General features: G+C 64.0%; 17 protein-coding genes. 6 read left to right on the forward strand and 11 right to left on the reverse strand.

Going from position 1 to position 18,485, the window contains the following annotated elements; all coding sequences use genetic code 11:
* Nucleotides 1-112: 112 nt before the first annotated feature.
* The 3 genes from F6X59_RS19195 to F6X59_RS19205 form a co-directional block, all read right to left on the reverse strand.
* Entirely contained in the window at nt 113-691 is a 579-nt protein-coding gene (locus F6X59_RS19195) for a hypothetical protein (RefSeq protein ID WP_152957598.1), read from the reverse strand.
* Between the two features lie 149 nt (nt 692-840).
* Nucleotides 841-2,130 carry a sorbosone dehydrogenase family protein gene (locus F6X59_RS19200; protein WP_152957599.1) on the reverse strand — a complete coding sequence of 430 codons (1,290 nt, stop codon included), beginning with the start codon at nt 2,128-2,130 and terminating at the stop codon, nt 841-843.
* Nucleotides 2,127-2,555: a DUF2231 domain-containing protein gene (locus F6X59_RS19205; protein WP_372240447.1), complete on the reverse strand. Its 429-nt coding sequence runs from the start codon at nt 2,553-2,555 to the stop codon at nt 2,127-2,129. Before F6X59_RS19205 ends, F6X59_RS19200 begins: the two co-directional genes overlap by 4 nt.
* Before the next feature lie 171 nt (nt 2,556-2,726).
* On the opposite strand from F6X59_RS19205, the gene F6X59_RS19210 reads away from it, so the two are divergent.
* Nucleotides 2,727-3,026 carry a hypothetical protein gene (locus F6X59_RS19210; protein WP_152957600.1) on the forward strand — a complete coding sequence of 100 codons (300 nt, stop codon included), beginning with the start codon at nt 2,727-2,729 and terminating at the stop codon, nt 3,024-3,026.
* An 86-nt stretch (nt 3,027-3,112) separates the two neighbouring features.
* Here F6X59_RS19210 and F6X59_RS19215 read toward each other — a convergent pair whose 3' ends face one another.
* A complete protein-coding gene (locus tag F6X59_RS19215; protein ID WP_152957601.1) occupies nt 3,113-5,299 on the reverse strand; it encodes an OsmC domain/YcaO domain-containing protein in 2,187 nt (728 codons plus the stop codon).
* Nucleotides 5,300-5,557: 258 nt separating this feature from the next.
* On the opposite strand from F6X59_RS19215, the gene F6X59_RS19220 reads away from it, so the two are divergent.
* The 4 genes from F6X59_RS19220 to F6X59_RS19235 are packed head-to-tail and all read left to right on the forward strand — an operon-like array spanning nt 5,558 to nt 10,654.
* Nucleotides 5,558-6,013, forward strand: coding sequence for a (2Fe-2S)-binding protein (locus F6X59_RS19220; protein WP_152957602.1), 456 nt, complete (start codon nt 5,558-5,560; stop codon nt 6,011-6,013).
* On the forward strand, nt 6,013-8,262 hold the full coding sequence (locus tag F6X59_RS19225; protein WP_152957603.1) for a xanthine dehydrogenase family protein molybdopterin-binding subunit: 2,250 nt from the start codon (nt 6,013-6,015) through the stop codon (nt 8,260-8,262). Before F6X59_RS19220 ends, F6X59_RS19225 begins: the two co-directional genes overlap by 1 nt.
* Before the next feature lie 18 nt (nt 8,263-8,280).
* Nucleotides 8,281-9,627, forward strand: coding sequence for a cytochrome c (locus F6X59_RS19230; protein ID WP_152957604.1), 1,347 nt, complete (start codon nt 8,281-8,283; stop codon nt 9,625-9,627).
* Between the two features lie 13 nt (nt 9,628-9,640).
* On the forward strand, nt 9,641-10,654 hold the full coding sequence (locus F6X59_RS19235) for an XdhC family protein (RefSeq protein ID WP_152957605.1): 1,014 nt from the start codon (nt 9,641-9,643) through the stop codon (nt 10,652-10,654).
* A gap of 57 nt (nt 10,655-10,711) precedes the next feature.
* Here the strand turns inward: F6X59_RS19235 and F6X59_RS19240 are convergent, their stop codons facing one another.
* From F6X59_RS19240 to F6X59_RS19270, 7 genes are all read right to left on the reverse strand, one after another.
* Nucleotides 10,712-11,527 carry an ABC transporter substrate-binding protein gene (locus tag F6X59_RS19240; RefSeq protein ID WP_152957606.1) on the reverse strand — a complete coding sequence of 272 codons (816 nt, stop codon included), beginning with the start codon at nt 11,525-11,527 and terminating at the stop codon, nt 10,712-10,714.
* Nucleotides 11,528-11,546: 19 nt separating this feature from the next.
* On the reverse strand, nt 11,547-13,421 hold the full coding sequence (locus F6X59_RS19245) for a diguanylate cyclase domain-containing protein (RefSeq protein ID WP_152957607.1): 1,875 nt from the start codon (nt 13,419-13,421) through the stop codon (nt 11,547-11,549).
* 30 nt (nt 13,422-13,451) lie between these two features.
* Nucleotides 13,452-13,988, reverse strand: coding sequence for a membrane integrity-associated transporter subunit PqiC (locus tag F6X59_RS19250; RefSeq protein ID WP_152957608.1), 537 nt, complete (start codon nt 13,986-13,988; stop codon nt 13,452-13,454).
* Between the two features lie 28 nt (nt 13,989-14,016).
* Nucleotides 14,017-15,657: an intermembrane transport protein PqiB gene (locus tag F6X59_RS19255; RefSeq protein WP_152957609.1), complete on the reverse strand. Its 1,641-nt coding sequence runs from the start codon at nt 15,655-15,657 to the stop codon at nt 14,017-14,019.
* Nucleotides 15,641-16,285 carry a paraquat-inducible protein A gene (locus F6X59_RS19260; protein WP_152957610.1) on the reverse strand — a complete coding sequence of 215 codons (645 nt, stop codon included), beginning with the start codon at nt 16,283-16,285 and terminating at the stop codon, nt 15,641-15,643. The genes F6X59_RS19255 and F6X59_RS19260 overlap by 17 nt, the downstream gene beginning before the upstream one ends.
* A complete protein-coding gene (locus F6X59_RS19265) occupies nt 16,282-16,878 on the reverse strand; it encodes a paraquat-inducible protein A (protein ID WP_152957611.1) in 597 nt (198 codons plus the stop codon). The genes F6X59_RS19260 and F6X59_RS19265 overlap by 4 nt, the downstream gene beginning before the upstream one ends.
* A 350-nt stretch (nt 16,879-17,228) precedes the next feature.
* Nucleotides 17,229-17,549: a hypothetical protein gene (locus tag F6X59_RS19270; RefSeq protein ID WP_152957612.1), complete on the reverse strand. Its 321-nt coding sequence runs from the start codon at nt 17,547-17,549 to the stop codon at nt 17,229-17,231.
* A 265-nt stretch (nt 17,550-17,814) separates the two neighbouring features.
* Between F6X59_RS19270 and F6X59_RS19275 the strand changes: the two genes are divergently transcribed.
* Nucleotides 17,815-18,477: a TetR/AcrR family transcriptional regulator gene (locus F6X59_RS19275; RefSeq protein WP_152957613.1), complete on the forward strand. Its 663-nt coding sequence runs from the start codon at nt 17,815-17,817 to the stop codon at nt 18,475-18,477.
* Nucleotides 18,478-18,485: the final 8 nt, after the last annotated feature.

Consider the following 18,485-nt stretch of genomic DNA (forward strand, 5'->3'; position numbering starts at 1 on the left):
CCATGATCGGTAAATCGGCTGCGCTTATGGAAATCGAAAAGGTGCACGTGGTGTATTCGCCCCACGCATGGAGCCAGATGCGGGCCTGCCGAAGCGTGCCCGCTGCCCGACATCAACGCCAGGTATCGACCCGCAGCACTTCGGTGTAGATCGCATCGACGGTCTGGCCGACCTTGAGGTTCTTCATGCGCTTCTGCAGGTCTGGGTTCTCGACCTTGACCACCTGCAGCTTGCCTTCCGGCGGCAGCAGGCTGACTTCATGTTTCTTCAGGTCGATCTTCTTGATCTGCGAGGTCACCCGGACCTGGCGGAAGGCTTCGCCGCCGGGGTTGGGGTTGTCCTTGGTGGCACGGATTTCCCCGGACTCTTCAGTGGCCTTCGGCGCACCACCCACGTCGCTGTTAAGCACATAGGCGATGGCCCGGGTGACGTAGATATCAACGTTGTCACCGACTTTCAGGTTGGGCAGCGCCTTGGCCTTTTCCGTCAGTTGCAGGGTCACATCCTTGTCGTTCGGCCCTTTTACCGTGACTTGGCGGTTGGCCAGGTCGATGGCGGTGACCTGGGTTTTGACATGGCTTTCCAGTGCCTGGCTGCCAATCGGAATCTCGGCAGCCTGCACCGTGAAGGTGGCAGCGGACATCAAGGTGGCAAGGGCAACAGCGCGAGCGAGGGTGCAGATAGGATTCATAGGCCTGCTTCCATGTGATCAAGACCGGGGTTGTGCGTGCAATGTCTACGCGCACACAAGCATAGCCATTGCTCGCCACTCTGCAGGCAAACGCCCCACCCACAACACCTTTCAACCCCCTCGCGTCAATGAACCGACAGGGCCCCTCGCTAGTTGCGCGTCACCCGCCATACCGTGTTGGCAAGGTCATCGGCGATGATCAGGGCGCCACGTGGGTCCACCGTAACCCCGACGGGCCGGCCTCGGGTCTTGCCATCTGCCCCGCGGAACCCCGTGGCGAAGTCGACCGGCTCACCGGCCGGCTTGCCCGCCTTGAACGGCACGAAGATCACTTTGTAACCCACCGGGTTTGGCCGATTCCAGCTACCGTGCTCGCCTACGAATACGCCATCGGCAAAGCGCTCGCCCATGGCCGGGATAGAGAAGTCCACACCAAGTGCGGCAACATGCGACCCGAGGCTGTAATCCGGCTTGATAGCTGCCGCCACCTTGTCCGGGTTCTGTGGCCTCACCCGCTGATCGACGTTCTGCCCCCAGTAGCTGTAAGGCCAGCCGTAGAAGCCGCCCTCACGTACCGAAGTGAGGTAGTCCGGTACCAGATCCGGGCCCAGCTCGTCACGCTCGTTGACTACCGTCCACAACTGCCCGGTGTCCGGCTGAATGGCCAGTGCCGTAGGGTTGCGCAAACCGGTGGCGTAAGGCCTGTGCGCCCCGGTCACGGCGTCGATCTGCCAGACCATGGCACGGTCGATCTCCACCTCCATGCCACGCTCGGTGATGTTGCTGTTCGAGCCGATGCCCACGTACAGATAGCGGCCATCAGGGCTGATGGTCAGCGCCTTGGTCCAGTGGTGGTTGATCTCGGCCGGCAGGTCGGTGACCTTGGTCGGCGGGCCGCCGGCCTTGGTCTGGCCATCCTGGTAATCGAAGCGCACCAGCGCATCCTGGTTGGCCACATACAGCTTGCCGTCGGCAAAGGCCAGGCCGTAGGGCGCGTTGAGGCCCTCGGCGAACACCGTCTGTACTTCATATTTGCCATCGCCGTCGGCATCGCGCAGCAGGGTCAGGCGGTTGCCGCCCTTCACCTGCGTATTGCCCTTGGCCTTGATCTGGCTGGCGATGACGTCCTTGGGCTTGAGCTTGGCCGCACTGCCGCCTCGCCCTTCAGCAACCAGGATATCGCCATTGGGCAGCACCAGGCTCTGGCGCGGGATTTTCAGGTCAGTAGCGATGGCCGTGATGCTGTAACCCTCAGGCACGGTGGGTTTCTGATCGCCCCACTGCGCCGGTTGCGCGATCTTCATGCTTGGCAGCAGGCCGCGCTCCGGAGCCGGCAGTTTCGGGTCGGGTCCCACAGCCTGGTTCGGCTCGCCGTCACCACCACAGGCGGCCAGCAGCAGTGCCACGCTCAGCAGCGACATTCCATGCAACGGCTTCATGCCTCACCTCCCGAACGCAGGTTGCTCATGCCCAGCCATGCCGCCACGCAGGCGAGCACAGTGACGATCACCGACAGCACCAGGCCTGCCGGCATCACCGCCCAGGCATCCTTGGCATGTTCGAAGGCGTTGATCAGCCCCAACACCCAGGTCGCCAGCAACAGCAGGAAGTACAGCGTCGGCCGCCCACCCTTGCGGGGGGCGCGGATCAGGTTGGCCAGGGCAAACAACAGCGTCAGCCCGCAGAACAGCAGGCCGCCAGCGATCAGCCAGGCGGCGAAGTTGCTCCACTGGATCTGGTAGCTCTTGAAGTAGGCAATGTCGCTCAGCAGCGCGCCGAGAAACAGCGGGACCGTGCCGGCCAGCAAGATCGCATGCAGCGGGCTGGGCGTGCATCGGTAGAGGGTTTGCTCTGTAGCGGTCACGGCGCCTCCTTATCAGTCGGTGACCCGGAGCTGACGGACTGGCACGAGGCCTGGTCCATCAGGCGTGCGCAGGGTGCGCTTAAGAAGGGATCACCTTGACGTTCGGATAGTTCACCGCTTGGCTTGATAGAAATATCCTGAAAGACTTTGCGCGTCGGAACGAGGGATACCATGAACACTTGCAGCACACGACCTTACGCGTACTGGACCGCGCATGCCTTGCTGGCCATCAGCCTGGCACTCAATGCCGGCTGTTCGAGCAAAAGCAGCAAGGCGCGCTACTACGCCGCCGCGCCGGGCTCGAACTGTTACGCCAAGGCGCTGCCGAGCAGCGGTGAAGGCGGCCTGGCCTGGGGCAACACACTGGGCATTGCCAAGCAGAAGTCGCTGAACAATTGCATCCGCTATGCCGGCCGCTCAGGTGGCACGCCAGACACCTGCCAGGTGGTGCAGGCCAAGTGCAAGAACTGACCTTTACGGCGGTTATGCGCTGTTGAGCAACGCGTCAGGCCGGCTATCGAGGGCTGCATTGCAGCCCATTCGCGCCCCCGGGTCGGTCAGGCAAACTTGGCCCGCGCAGCATGCAGCTTCTTGTAGCTCTCGATCAGGCGCAGGTGGCGGTCCAGCCCTTCGAGCTTCATGCTGGTCGGTGTCAGCCCATGGAAGCGCACGCTACCGTCGACCGAACCCAGCACCGCGTCCATCCGCGGGTTGCCGAACATGCGGCGGAAGTTGGCTTCGTAGTCGGCCATTTCCAGCTCGTCATCCAACTGTACTTCCAGCACCACGTTCAGCGCCTGGTAGAACAGGCCGCGCTCGACGGTGTTGTCGTTGAACTGCAGGAACGCCTCGACCAGCTCCTTGGCATCCTCGAAGCGCTTGAGCGCCAGGCAGATCAGCAACTTCAGCTCAAGAATGGTCAACTGGCCCCACACCGTGTTCTCGTCGAACTCGACGCCGATCAGGGTGGTGATGGTGGTGTAGTCATCCACCTCGCATTTATCCAGGCGCCGGCGCAGCGCGCGCAGGGCGCGGTCGTCGAGGCTGTGCAGGTTGAGGATGTCGGCACGGAAGCCCAGGGCGCGGTTGGTGTTGTCCCAGATAAGGTCCTCGACCGGGTAGATCTCGGAATAACCCGGCACCAGGATGCGGCAGGCAGTGGCGCCGAGGTTGTCGTACACGGCCATGTACACCTCTTTGCCAAGGTCTTCGAGGATGCCGAACAGGGTCGCGGCTTCCTGGATGTTGGAGTCCTCGCCATGGCCGGAGAAGTCCCACTCGACGAACTCGAAATCGGCCTTGGCACTGAAGAAGCGCCACGACACCACACCACTGGAGTCGATGAAGTGCTCGACGAAGTTGTTCGGCTCGGTCAATGCATGGCTTTCGAAGGTCGGCTGCGGCAGGTCGTTGAGGCCCTCGAAGCTGCGGCCTTGCAGCAGCTCGGTGAGGCTGCGCTCCAGCGCCACTTCAAAACTCGGGTGAGCGCCGAACGAGGCGAACACGCCACCCGTGCGTGGGTTCATCAAGGTCACGCACATTACCGGGAACTCACCGCCCAGCGAGGCGTCCTTGACCAGCACCGGGAAGCCCTGCTCTTCCAGGCCCTGGATGCCGGCGAGGATGCCAGGGTATTTGGCCAGCACGTCCTGGGGGACGTCCGGCAGGGCCAGCTCACCTTCGAGGATTTCGCGTTTCACCGCGCGCTCGAAGATTTCCGACAGGCACTGCACCTGGGCTTCGGCCAGGGTATTGCCGGCGCTCATGCCGTTGCTGAGGAACAGGTTCTCGATCAGGTTGGACGGGAAGTACACCACCTGCTCGTCGGACTGGCGCACGAACGGTAACGAGCAGATGCCGCGCTCGGTGTTGCCCGAGTTGGTGTCGTACAGGTGCGAACCGCGCAGCTCGCCGTCCGCGTTGTAGATCGCCAGGCAATGTTCGTCGAGGATTTCGGCCGGCAGTTCGTCCTTTGGCCCTGGCTTGAACCACTGCTCGTTCGGGTAATGCACGAACGGCGCATTGGCGATGTCTTCGCCCCAGAACTGGTCGTTGTAGAAGAAGTTGCAGTTCAGTCGCTCGATGAACTCACCCAGCGCCGAGGCCAGTGCGGCTTCCTTGGTCGAACCCTTGCCGTTGGTGAAGCACATTGGCGACTGCGCGTCGCGCACGTGCAGCGACCAGACGTTGGGCACGATGTTGCGCCACGAGGCGATCTCGATCTTCATGCCAAGGCCGGCAAGGATGCCGGACATGTTGGCGATGGTCTGCTCCAGCGGCAGGTCCTTGCCGGCGATGTAGGTGGTGGTGTCGGCCACCGGCATCAACAGGCCCTGGGCATCGGCGTCGAGGTTATCGACCTCTTCGATGATGAACTCGGGGCCGGTTTGCACCACTTTCTTCACGGTGCAGCGGTCGATGGAGCGCAGGATGCCCTGGCGGTCCTTCTCGGAAATGTCTTCGGGCAGCTCGACCTGGATCTTGAAGATCTGGTTGTAGCGGTTCTCCGGGTCGACGATGTTGTTCTGCGACAGGCGGATATTCTCGGTGGGGATATCGCGAGTCTGGCAGTACAGCTTGACGAAGTACGCCGCGCACAGGGCCGACGACGCCAGGAAATAGTCGAACGGGCCCGGTGCCGAACCGTCGCCCTTGTAGCGGATCGGCTGGTCGGCGATCACCGTGAAGTCGTCGAACTTGGCTTCGAGACGAAGGTTGTCGAGAAAATTGACCTTGATTTCCATGCGGGGATTACCGTCAGTTAAGCGTGCAAAACGAAATTGGCCGGCATTATCCGGGTTTTCCGCTCGGAAGTCCTCTCCGCGTCCATACCGGATCGCTGCGGGATATTGCGCATTCCACCGGATTGCTTGCCTGATCCTCTGAACCTGCGCCGCAGACGGACCAGTGGTCGTACCACTGTGCTAGCGTTTCTGGATTGGGGAACAACGTATTCCCCAGCAGACCGTAAACGCCATCAACCGATGATCAGCAGGTGAGCCATGGAACTTCATATCAACCAGCAGACCTATCAGGTCGACGCCGATGCCGACACGCCTCTGTTGTGGGTGCTGCGTGACGACCTGGGCATGACCGGTACCAAGTATGGCTGTGGCCTGGCCCAGTGTGGCGCCTGCTCGGTGCTGGTGGATGGCAACGTCGTGCGTGCCTGTGTCACCCCCGTGGCCGGCGTGGTCGGGCGCGAGGTGACTACCATCGAAGCGGTCGAGGCCGACGCGGTGGGCAAGCGCGTGGTAGCGGCCTGGGTCGAGCACCAGGTGGCCCAGTGCGGCTACTGCCAGTCCGGCCAGGTGATGGCGGCCACGGCACTGCTCAAGCACACCCCCAAGCCCAGTGACGAACAAATCAGCGCAGCAATGGTCAACCTCTGCCGCTGCGGCACCTACAACGCCATCCATGCCGCCGTGCATGCGTTGGCCCAAGGGGAGCAGGCCTGATGAACACGCCCGTCGATACCCCCGCAGAACTGCTCAGGCTGCAGCTGGGCGAAACCGTCAACCTGTCGCGCCGGCGCTTTCTGGCCAGCACCGCTGTCGGGGCCCTGGTGCTGGGTTTCGGCCTGCCGCTGGGCGCCACCCGCGTGCAGGCAGCGGCGGCAGCCACCCCGGAACGCGGCACCCAGGTGCCGGCGTTCCTGGAAATCCGCCCGGACGGCAAGGTGCGCCTGCTCAGCCCGTTCATGGAAGGCGGCCAAGGCCCCTTCACGGCCATGGCCCAGATCGTGGGTGAAGAACTGGATGTCGACCCGGCCAATTTCCTGGTCGAAAGCGCACCGCCCGGTGAAGCCTACGTGGTGATGGAAAACGGCATGCGCATTACCGGTGGCAGCATGTCGGTGCGCATGAGCTACCCGACCATGCGCCGCCTCGGCGGCCTGGCCCGGGCCATGCTGCTGCAGGCCGCCGCCGAACAATGGAAGGTGCCCGTCAGCGAACTGTCCACCGAGCCTGGCAAGGTCATGCACGCCGCCACGGGCCGTTCGCTGGCCTATGGTGAGCTGGCCAGCCGTGCCATGGACCTGCCGGTGCCGGACCCGGCCAGCATCAAGCTGCGCGACCCCAGCCAGTTCCGCTGGATCGGCAAACCGGTGCGGCGCCTGGACGCCTACGACAAATCCACCGGCAAGGCCCAGTACTGCATCGACATCAAGGTCGACGGCATGCTCCACGCTGCCGTGCAGCACGCGCCACGCCTGGGCATGACCGTGGGTAGCCTGCGTAACGAGGAGCAGGTCAAGGGCATGAAGGGCGTGCACTCGGTGCATCAGCTGCCGGGCGCGGTGGCCGTGGTCGCCGAGCGCTGGTGGCACGCCAAGCGTGCCGTGGAGGCAATCCAGGTGGACTGGAATGAGCCGGGTGCCGACAGCAAGGTGCGGCCGATGCCGGCAGACTTCTCCAGCGACGGCTGGCGCGAGCACCTGGCCAGCGTTGAAGGGCCGGCCCGCGACGAAGAAAACCAAGGCGACATCGCCGGCGCCCTGGCCAATGCCAAGACCAAGGTCGAGGCCAGCTACCACAACCAGTACCTCAACCATGCCCAGCTGGAGCCACCGTCCGCCCTCGCCCGCTTCAACCCGGACGGCAGCCTGGATGTCTGGCTGCCCAACCAGGCGCCAGACATGTTCCGCGACGACATCGCCAAGCGTACCGGCCTGGATGCTGCACAGATCACCCTGCACTCGCCGCTGCTCGGCGGCTTCTTCGGCCGCCATTTCCTGTATGACTCGGCCAACCCGTACCCACAGGCCATCGCCCTGGCCAAGGCCGTCGGCCGCCCGGTCAAGCTGATCTGGAGCCGCGAGGAAGAATTCCTGCGCGACGTGCTGCGCCCGGTCGCCGTGGTCAAGTTCCGCGCCGGGCTGGATGCCGATGGCCTGCCAGTGGCCATCGAAGCGGTGAGCGCCACCGAAGGCCCGACCGAAGCCCTCGCTGGCAAGCAAGGCGACAAGATCGACCCCACGGCCCTCGAAGGGCTGTCGGGCAAGTCTTACGCCATTGCCAACAAACGCATCGCCCAGGTCTACGTCAAAGGCCCGGCCATGCTCGGCTACTGGCGCTCGGTGGGCAATTCGCTGAACGACTTCTTCTATGAGTCGTTCCTTGACGAGTTGGCCGACAAGGGCGGCAAGGACCCCTACGAACTGCGCCTGCACCTGCTGCGCGATAATCAGCGCCTGACCAACCTGCTGCACGCAGTGGCCGAGTTGTCCGGCGGCTGGAAGCGCGGGCCGTTTACCGCAGAAGACGGCAGCAAGCGTGCCCGTGGCATTGCCATGGCCTCGCCGTTCGGCTCCGAGGCGGCGGCCATCGCCGAGGTGTCGATCGAGAACGGCCAGGTCAAGGTGCATGACATCTGGCAGGCAATCGACCCTGGGAGCATCGTCAACCCGGCGATCATCGAGCACCAGGTCAACGGTGCCGTGGCCCTGGGCCTGTCGCAGACGCTGGTGGAAGAAGCGGTGTTCATCGACGGCAAGCCGCGTGCGCGCAACTACGACCTGTATCCGATCCTGCCGCCCTCGCGCATGGCCCGGGTGCATGTGCGCATCGTCGAGAGCGGGGCGAAGATGGGCGGTATCGGCGAGCCGCCGCTGCCGGCGGTGGCGCCTGCCGTGGCCAACGCCGTGGCGCAGCTCACCGGCCAGCGCGTGCGTAGCCTGCCGCTTAGCCGCCACACCTTCAGCTGACCGGACAAGGACTGCCCCATGACCCACAGCCGTTTTGCCCGAACCGCGGGCTGGCTGGCCGTGCCGTGCCTGGTTGCGGCCGGCCTGCTGGCCTGGTACGTGACCCGCGAGCCCGCCTCGCCATTCGCTGCCGAACAAACCACGCGCTTCGACCCTGGGCTGGTAAGCCGGGGTGAGTATGTCGCGCGGCTCAGCGACTGCGTGGCCTGCCACAGCCTGCCCGATGGCAAGCCGTTTGCCGGTGGCCTGCAGATGGCCACACCGCTGGGTGCGATCCACGCCACCAACGTCACCCCCGACCGCGAGACCGGTATCGGCAACTACAGCCTGGCCGATTTCGACCGCGCCGTACGCCATGGCGTCGCGCCGGGTGGCCGGCGGTTGTACCCGGCCATGCCCTACCCTTCGTATGCCAAGCTCAGCGACGACGATGTAAAGGCGCTGTACGCCTTCTTCATGAAGGGGGTGCAGCCGGTGCAACAGGCGAACCTGCCCAGCGATATCCCCTGGCCGTTGAACCTGCGCTGGCCCATCGCCTTGTGGAACGGCGTGTTCGCCGCCGACACGCCTTACGCGGCCAAGACCGGGCAGGACGCGCTGTGGAACCGCGGCGCCTATATCGTCCAGGGGCCTGGCCACTGCGGCAGCTGCCACACGCCACGGGGCCTGGCCTTCAACGAGAAGGCTCTGGATGAAGCGGGTACGCCATTCCTCGCCGGTGCCCTGCTCGATGGCTGGTACGCGCCCAGCCTGCGCAATGACCACAACACCGGGCTCGGCCGCTGGAGCGAGGCCGAGATCGTCCAGTTCCTCAAGACCGGGCGCAACGCGCATGCCGTGGTGTATGGGTCGATGACCGAGGCATTCAACAACTCCACGCAGTTCATGAGCGATGACGACCTGGGCGCCATCGCCCGCTACCTCAAGTCGCTGCCCGGTGACCCACAGCGTGACGGTGCGCCCTGGCAGTACCAGGCCGTTTCCGCAGCCTCGCGCCTGGACAGCCCTGATGCCCACACCTATGTCACCCGCTGCGCCAGTTGCCACGGCCTGGACGGCAAGGGCCAGGCCGAGTGGATGCCACCGCTGGCCGGTGCCACCTCGGCGTTGGCCAGGGAAAACGCCTCGGCAATCAACATCACCCTCAACGGCTCGCAACGTATCGTCACCGCCGGCCTGCCGGATGCTTACCGTATGCCGGCGTTCCGCGAGCAACTGTCGGACCAGGAGATCGCTGATGTGCTCAGTTTCGTGCGCAGCACCTGGGGCAACACAGGCGGCGCGGTGGATGCGCAAGCGGTCGGCAAGCTGCGCGGGCACACCGACCCGGCCAGCAGCAGCCCGATCATCTTGCATATGCGCTGAGGAGGCGTGACTTATGGAAAGTATCGACCTGCTGGTGTTGCGCACCGCCCGTGACTGGTTGCTGGCCGGCGAACGCGTGCTGCTGGCCACCGTGGCCCGCACCTGGGGGTCGTCACCGCGGCCTGTGGGTTCGATGATGGCCCTGCGCGGCGATGGCCGGGTGGTCGGCAGCGTCTCCGGCGGCTGCATCGAGGATGACCTGATCCACTGCTATACCACTGCCTATCAGGGCAACGGCATGCCCCAAGGCCTGCCGCAAGTGGTGCGCTACGGCGTCAGCGCCGATGAAGCGCAGCGCTTCGGCCTGCCCTGTGGTGGCACCCTTGAGCTGATCCTCGAATTCGACCCGGCGCTGGCAAGCCTGGAGCAGCTGCTGCCGCTGCTGGACAGCGGCAACCTGGTACGCCGCGAGCTGGACCTGGAGAACGGCCAGGTTCAGCTGACCACCACCCGCGCACCGGAGCAGTTCGGCTTCGATGGCCGCTACATGCTCAATACCCTGGGCCCCGGTTATCGCATGCTGCTGATCGGTGCCGGGGTGCTGGCCGAGTACCTGGCGACCATGGCCCTGTTCAATGGCTTCAAGGTGGCGGTCTGCGACCCGCGCCCTGAATACATGGATGGCTGGAACGTGGCTGGGGTGGAGAAGATCGTCGGCATGCCGGATGACGTGGTGCGCGCGTTCGCCCCGGACCTGCGCAGCTGCATCGTCGGCCTCAGCCACGACCCCAAGCTGGACGACCTGGCCCTGCTCGAAGCCTTGCACAGCCCGGCGTTCTACATTGGCGTGATCGGTTCGCGGCGCAATAACCAGTCGCGCCGGGAGCGCCTGATCGAGCATTTCGGGGAAAGCGCGGCCTCGTTGCAGCGCCTGCACGGGCCGATTGGCATCTATATCGGCAGCAAGACACCGGCAGAGATTGCCGTCAGTGTCATGGCCGAGATCCTGGCGACGAAGAACGGCGTCGCTTTGCCGGGGGAGGTCAATGTGAGCGCGGCCAAGCGGGCGCTGGAGGTTGATGGGTAGGCTGGTGGGGTTTGCTTTGAGGTTTTTGGCGCCTGTGAGAGCTTGTGGCAAACACCTTCAAGGCTGCCCCGCTGCCTGCTGCTGCCTCCATAATTCCAGATTCTTTTCAACCAGTTGCTCCGGGATCGGCCCGGCAACCAGCGCTTTCATCTCCTGCGCCAACCGCTCGCGCAGCTCCGGTCGATTGCACTTCGATTGATGCGACAGCGCCAGGTACAACCCTTCGCTGGACACCGGCGGGTCGAGCACCTTCAGCTGCGTATCCCAACCCTGCGTCCGCGCCAGGGCCATGCCGGGATGTAGCTCGTAGATCAGGTAATCATTGCGCCTGAGCAGCAGTTTCTCGAACGCCTGCCTGGCGCTGGGCACTGCTTCGAGCTGAAGGTTGGCCTTGGCGTAATCATCGAACTGCTGGCCGTGACTGTTGCTGACCAGCGTCCCGCCGCTGTGCCCCTTGAGGTCCGCCCAGTCGTGATAGGCAAATGCACCGTCTTGGCGGACCCAGACCACACTACGGGTATGCAGGAACGGCGGGCTGATGAAGTCCATCCGTTGCTGGCGCTCCTGGGTCAGAAAGTACCCCGCCATCAGGTCGATACGCCCGGTCCGCACCTCCTCCTGAGCCCTTGACCAAGGCCCGCCATACACCACCTTCACCTCCAGCCCAAGTGCCTTGCCGACTTCCTCGAGCAAGTCGGCATTGGCGCCGATCAATTGCTCAGGGTGGTTCGGGTCACGCCAGAGATACGGTGGGTATTCCGGATTGCCGGTAGCGGTCAGCTGACCACACAACGGCTCTGCCAGCGCCAGTTCAGGCAGCAGAAGCATGAAGAGCGACAGCAGCAAAGACCGGCAACGACAACGCTCGATCATCGACACCCCCTGGGGCTGATCACTCAGCCGGCTGATACACGCAGACCCGCCCGCGCTGGCGCTTGGCTTGGTACATCGCCTGATCGGCTGCCTTGACCAGTGCATCCACCTCGCTGGCATGGGCAGGCGCAAGGGCAAGGCCGATGCTTGGGGTGACGAAGTCGATGCTCAGGCCCCTGACACTGACCGGCTCACCCAGCACCTTGAGCAAGCGCTGGGCCAGCGCAGCGGCTGCCTGGAACTCGGTGTTCGGGACTATCACGGTGAACTCGTCGCCTCCCAGGCGATAGGCCTTGGCCGGTTGACGCAGCGCATTGCACAAGCGCTCGGCCATGCACACCAGCAAAGCATCACCGACGTCATGGCCAAAGCGGTCGTTGACCTGCTTGAAACGGTCAAGATCAAGAAAGATCAGCGCCAGCGGCAGGGCATCGCCGTGCAGATGCCGGGCAAGGTCCTCATGGAACGCCTTGCGATTGGCCAGCCCGGTCAAGGCATCCTGATAGGCCAGGTCGAACAGTTGCTGTTGATGAAGCACATGCTCGCTGACGTCGTGCAGGATGCCGCGATAGCCGATCAGGCGCCCAGCTGCGTTGTGCCGCCTGGATATCTGGGTTTCGAAGTGGCCGATGCTACCGTCGGCGCGCCGCAGCCGAGCCGAGAGCGGTGCCCCGGGCTCGGTCTCGGCGAATGCCGGTTCCGTGACCGAACTGGCCTGCTGGTCTTCCTGCAGAGAAGCAACGGTGCGCCCGATCACCTCAGCTGCGGGGTAACCGAGCAACCTGCAGAACGCCGGGTTGACCGACTCGATCCTGGCCTGCTCGTCGAGTTCGAAGTAGCCGTCTTCCATGGCGTCGAGAATCGCCCGGTCGCGTGCTTCGCTCTGCTCCAGGCGGTCCAGCGCACGGTTCGCTTCACGCGCCAGCTTGCCCAGTTCATCGCGCCCGTCGTCGGTCAGGCGCCGCCCTGCCGCAGCCGGGCCAATGGCCAGAAGCTCCTGATGCAAGCGCGCAATGCGCCGCAGCAAGGTGACGTCCAGTGCGAGGTAGATCAGCAGCCACGCCAGGCCGATGAGCCCGCCCGTCACGCCGAGGAACACATTGAGCTGCTGCTCGCCCTCCAGGTACAGATGGCGCTCACGGGTCAGTTGCAGGCGCAACTGAGGCTCGCCCAGGCTGTCCTGAAACAGCAGGTCGATACTTTGATGGCGAGCATCGACCACCTGGCGATTGCCGATGCTCATGAGTTCGGCCTGCAGCACGGGCCGCTGCTGCTCGGTGGCCGACGGCAACCAGGTAAGTTCACCGCCCAGCTGTTGTTGCAGCATGGCGATGCGCTTGCTGTCGAGGAATGTGCCCGCCAGCAGCACACCGCTGGCCCTGTCGCCGCTGCGCGCGGTATCCACGGCGACCAGAATCAGCGGCACCCTGAGCACGGCCAGCAATTGCGCAGGGGGCGCCACATCCTGAGGCTGCAGCAGCCGCGCCAATTGCTCGGCGACGCCATCATGCAGCGCCTGCAGGTTCAGCGCTGGGGCCCCGGCCGGGCGCTCCAGCGCTGCCAGGTCCAGAGGCCGCCAGCTCACCCGCTGCTCACCGCTGGCGTAATAAAGTATGAAATCGAAACCACTCCTACCGAGCGTGGCGGCATCGAGCGGGAAAGCCGACGGCACCGCCCCCGGAATCGCCTGGGCCCATTGCCGCAGGCGGTTGGCATCACGCTCGAAGCTGTTGCCCAGCAAGGCGCGCAGCCGCTCGGCCTCGGCCACCAGCAGCCGCTCGTCCTGCTTGTCCAGCCGCGCCAGCAGCATGCCCTGGGCCGCGAAGTAGACGAGCGACAACACCAACAGCAGCGGCGGTACGAACAGCCAGAGCAATCTTGTGCGTAACTTCATGCGGGCTCCCCATACCCTTGTGCACCCGCATCATGTGGTTGGGCAGGCCCTGCCAGGCGCCGCCGTTGCCCGCACGGCCTCGGCCAGCTTGCGCAGGTTGGCCTGGTGGGCGTTGACCAGGTTGTTGATGCTGTTGTCGGCGGCGGTCTGCACCGAAGTCCGGCAGGTGATTTCCGGTTCGCCTGGCCGTTTCAGGCGCCACAGGGTATCGAGCGAGGCGTATTGCCCAGGCACACTGTCGAAGCGCTGCACATCGACCCGCAACACACTGCTCGAGCCAGACACCGGGCCGCCCAGCATGTCCTGCAGGGCACTGCGGAATTCATCCACCAGGTTGGCACCCCACCACTCCGTTTCCAGGATGGCCAGGCCGCTGCTGCCCTGGCGCACCACCAGTTGCGGGCGGTCCACTTGCGGCGGCAGGCTGACCCGGCCCACCTGCACGTGCTGGCTGCCCCCTTGCACCGGCTGGGCCGGTACCAGGGTGTGGTAGTTGTTCGGGGTACTGCTGCAGCCGCTCAGCCAGATCAGCAGGCTGGCCCCACACAGGTTGCGCACTCGATGCATCAGCTGACACTCCTTTGGCCTTTTACTTTCAAGGTCTCAAGTCTTGCGCGCCGGCCGCCTTCGGCCGGCCTTGAATCAGCGACTCGGGGTGGCGCCCCAGGTAGTCGGTCAGGTCGCGCAGCGAACGCGACATGCGCTCCAGTTCGTCCAGCGTGTCACCCAGCCGTTCGCGCTCGGGCGAGTCGTCGGCAATGGTCGCGTTGGCCGTCTTCAAGGTCTTCTGCATGTCGTCGAGGGTGGCTTTCACCCCAGGCAGCGTCTGGCTGTTGAACGTCTTGAGGTTGGCGCGCAGGTCACGCAGGGTGCCATCGAGGTTGCTGGCAATGCTCTCCAGCGGCAACTTGCCGATGCGCTCGACAAAATGCTGCAACTGCTCCTGCAGCATCTCCAGGCTGCCGGGCATCGTAGGAATGACGATAGGGTAGGCCTCCCTGTCGAACGCAACCTTGGGGGCGTTCGGGTAGAAGTCCAGGGAGATGAACATCTGCCCGGTGATCAGGTTGCCACTGCGCGCCTGCGCCCGCAGGCCATGCTCGACAAAGGTGCCGATCAGTTGCCGGGCGCCGTTGAGGTCACCCTCGGAGTGCTTGAACACCGCCAGCATCTTCTGATGCACCGGGCCCAGCCGCTGCGGGTAGATCACCGCATCCACCACCACAGGGAATATCTGCTTCACCGGGTCGTAATCCAGCTTGATCGCCGTGACCCGGCCAAACTCGACGCCCTTGAACTCCACCGGGGCACCCACCGACAGGCCGCGCATGGACTGGTCGAAACGCAGCTGCAGGTACTGCCCCTTACCGAAAGGCGGCGCCAGTGCGGCGTCACGGTCGGCGAACAGTTGAAAGTGCGCCTGGTCTGCGGCTGGCTGGGCATCCGGGCTGAAGTCGGGTGAACCGAATGCCAGCCCACCGACCAGGATGGATGACAGCGACTCGGTATCGACCTTCAGACCATTGGCGCCGATCTGCATGTCGACGCCGCTGGCATTCCAGAAACGGGTATCGCCAGTGACGAAGTTGTCGTAGGGCGACTGTACGAATATGCCGATATCCACGCCATTGCCATCCTCCTGCAAGGCATAGGACACCACTTCACCCACAGGAATCTTGCGGTAATAGATGGAGGCGCCGATATCCAGCGAACCGAGGTCTTCGGCGCTGAGGAGAAAACGCTTGCCCTTCTCGCCATAAGTGATCGCCGGTGGCAGTTCCAGGCCCGTAAAGTTCTTTTCAGCGCCTTTCGATTCGCCGGCATCGGCGCCGATGAAGCTGCCGGAGAGCAAGGTATCGACCCCGGACACCCCGCCCGCGCCAATCCGCGGGCGTACCACCCAGAAGCGCGCGCCCTGGGTGGCGAACGAGCGCGCATCATTGGACAACTGCACTTTGACGATGACGCTGTTGTGGTCCTCGGCAAGGTCCACGGTGGTCACTTCGCCAATGACCACGCTGCGGTACTTGACCTGCGTCTTGTGCGCCACCAGGCCTTCGCCGGAGCGAAAGGAAATCGAAATCACCGGCCCTTGCTGCATCCAGTTGCGCACCACCAGCGATGCCCCCACCAAGATCGCCAGGATCGGCACGATCCACACCAGTGAAACATTCCAGCGCCGGGTGCGTACCTCTGCCTGCCCGGCCCCATTTCGCGCGTCACTCGCTTGCGCCATCAGTGCGGCCTCCATCATTGCCAGGGTGATCCCAGATCAAGCGTGGGTCGAAGCTCATTGCCGAAAACATGGTCAGCACCACGACCATGCCGAAAAACAGGATGCCCGGGCGCGGCTCGATGGTGCCCAGGCCGCGCAGCTGCACCAAGGCGGCCACCAGCGCCACGACAATCACATCGAGCATCGACCAGTAACCGATCAACTCGACGCCGCGATACAGTTGCGAGCGCTGCCGGCGTGCCCAGCTCGAACGACGCTGGGCGGTGAACAGTAGCAGGCCAAGGGAAAAGAACTTGACCGCCGGCACGCCCATGCTGGCGATGAAGATGATCAGGGCGATGTCCCAGGCGCCGTGTTGCCAGAACTCCACCACGCCGCCACCAATGGTGCTATCGCTGCCACTGCCGAGCATTTCGGTATGCATGACCGGCAGCAGGTTGGCGGGGACATAGAACACCAGCGCGGCCACCAGGAAGGCCCAGCCACGGGCGATGGCATTGGTCTTGCGTCGGTGCAACGGCGCGCCGCAGCGCTCGCAGGTGTGCACATGGCTGCCCTGCTCACAGGCGTGCCCGCAGCCATGGCACAGGCACAGCCCCAGTTCGTCTGCCAGCGCAGGCGTACTCATACCTGCTCCCAGAGGTCGCGGATATCGCGCCCGGCAATGTAGATGATCAGCATGCTCAGCGCCGCCAGGGCGACCAGGCCGATGCCCGGTATCACATCGAGCAGGCCCGCCAGCTTGATCACCGCCACCAGTGCGCCCAACAGGCCGACTTCCAGCATGCTCCAGGGCCGCAGCCCCTCCAGGCAGCGCATGCACATGGCAAAGCCCGGCGCCCGCTGCCCGGCCAGGGCGAAGCTCAGCACCCAGCAAAGCAAGGCAATCTGCAGTACCGGCGCAAAAATGATGGCCAAGGCCATGACCAGGGCTATGAAGGTAATGCTGCCGCTGCTGAGGATCAGCACCGAATCCCAGAGCGTTGCAGAGTTGGTCAACCCCTGCATGCCAATGGTCATGACCGGATAGGCATTGGCGAATACCAGCAAAACCGCGCCCGTGACACTTAATGCCAGGCGCTGCTGGATCGTCAAACTTGCATGGCGGTACAGCACGCCGCCACAGCGCACGCACAATGCGCGTTGATGTTTGTGCACCGGCATACGCTGATACACCGCGTCGCAGTATTCACAGATGATCAATGCCTGGCTCTGGCTCATGGTCTTCCCCAAAGGACCGCGTCACTCCATGGCGTCACTCAAAGCCAATGCTCAATGCACTTGATACATGAAGAGTTGGCATCAGCGCCTGTCAGTAAAGTCGATAAACGGCGGGTGCGCTCGTCTTCGCGGGAAAGGAAAAGCCTGTTGCGAAAGGTCGGCCCTGGCGGCAGACCCATTTAACGACAAAGCATTTTCTTGCGCAGTTCTGCAACTTGCGCGACAACGCTTTAAAAACATGAGGTTAACGCGTTACACAAGGCATTAGCGAGCAAGCCATATCCCTGCAGTCGCTTATTTGCCGGTTGCCGCTATCCATTGCGAAGAGCGGCACGCTCAACAAGTTGCGTTTACCTGCACATGCGCTTGATCGCGCGCTCCGCCGCGGCCTGGAACACGCGACGCAGCGCTTCCAGCTGGTCTTGCGTGAGCGCCTTGGCACAGGTCAGGCCCTGCAGAAAACCGATCCCCCAGCCTTTGGTTTCAGCCAGTTCCTGACGGTTCTCGGCGTCAGCGATATCCCCCAGGTGCAAGGCAGCGGGATGTTCGTAACGGTCTTCCAGTGCCAGTTTGCGCAGCTCCTCCAGAGCCACCTTGAACTCGGCAGCGGCAACATCGTCCAGGCCCAGGTGCTCGTACTGCAGCAGGCTCAGACGGTCGGTGGCGGTCATCTTCGAATCTCCGTTTCACAGTAAAAGGAGCAGGTGCAAGGAAATCACCAGCCAGCCGCGACGCATCCGGGTGCCAGCGAAGGTGGTGTTGATTAACGTGCTGTATACCACAACTAGGGCCTCTCCCCCTAGCGGCGCGCGCCATCCGGGGGCAACGCAACGGCACCTTCCGTCGCCGGACCGTAGCGGCCATTAAATTTAAATTGAATTTAATTTTTAACGGGGTCACGCTGCCGACATCGCACCGATCCGAGAGCACCGCATCATGGCCACCACACCGCGCGAACCGCGCAAGGACGGCGAAGCCACCCGCACGCGCATCCTCCAGGCCGCCGGCGAACTGTTCGCCGCCGTGGGTTATGCAGAAGCCAGCAACAAAGCCGTCGCCGCCAAGGCCGAGGTCGACCTGGCCTCGATCAACTACCACTTCGGTAGCCGCAATGGCCTGTACCTGGCCGTGCTCGATGAAGCACGGCGGCGCTTTCTGGACATCAGCGACCTGCAGCGGATCGCCCTGGGCGAACAGCCGGCGCAAGAGAAATTGCGGGCACTGGTCGAACTGGTGGTGCGCAAGGCTACGCAGCGCCGCGACAACTGGCACCTGCGCGTGCTTGCTGCGGAAATTCTCGCACCCAGCCCCCATGGCCAGGCACATATGCAGGCCGAAGCGCCGCTCAGGCTGTCGCTGCTAAAGGGCTTGTTCAGCGAAATCACCGCCATCCCCCCAAGCGACCCCGCGCTGACCCGCTGCATCCTCTGTGTCACCGCCCCCTGGGCGATGCTGCTGATCGGCCCGCGCGGGTCCACCGGAACCCTGCACGAAATCCTCGGCATGCCGGCCGAAGACGTGTCTGCCCAACTGTTCGGCTTCGCCCTGGCCGGCCTGCAGGAAGCCGGCCGCCAGCACGCCCGGAACAAAGGCTGCTGACCGCACAT

It is taken from the genome of Pseudomonas sp. MN1F, from assembly GCF_009391885.1.
Lineage (GTDB): Bacteria > Pseudomonadota > Gammaproteobacteria > Pseudomonadales > Pseudomonadaceae > Aquipseudomonas.